Consider the following 338-nt stretch of genomic DNA (forward strand, 5'->3'; position numbering starts at 1 on the left):
TTCAGCGGATTTTTGAGTTCATGTGACAGCACGGCAAAAAACTCGTCTTTCTGACGATTCGCCGACTCAGCGCGCTCTCGGACGCGCCGTTCAAGTTCGAGTCTGAGTGCCTGCTGGCTCTCGATGCTCTTGCGGTCCGTCACGTCCCGCGCGATTTTTGCGTAGCCATTAAAGTCGTCGGTCGCCACTGGCGTCATCACGCCACTGCAGTAAATCCGCCTGCCGTCGCTTCGCACGTGCCAGCGTTCATCCTCGGCCCGCCCGGTGTCCTTGGCCTGGGTTCGCTCCGCCAGCGGCGCGCCCTGCGCTCTGTCCTCTGCGGTAAAGATCACATCGAT

The 338-nt window shown here is 60.7% G+C and carries 1 protein-coding gene; it reads right to left on the bottom strand.

The genetic code is table 11. From position 1 onward, the window contains the following. Positions 1-338, bottom strand: a 338-nt coding sequence (locus SB822_RS55685; RefSeq protein WP_410858923.1) for a PAS domain S-box protein, incomplete at both ends; no start/stop codon positions are given.

The sequence above is a fragment of the Paraburkholderia sp. SIMBA_054 genome (assembly GCF_046534875.1).
Taxonomy (GTDB): domain Bacteria; phylum Pseudomonadota; class Gammaproteobacteria; order Burkholderiales; family Burkholderiaceae; genus Paraburkholderia; species Paraburkholderia hospita.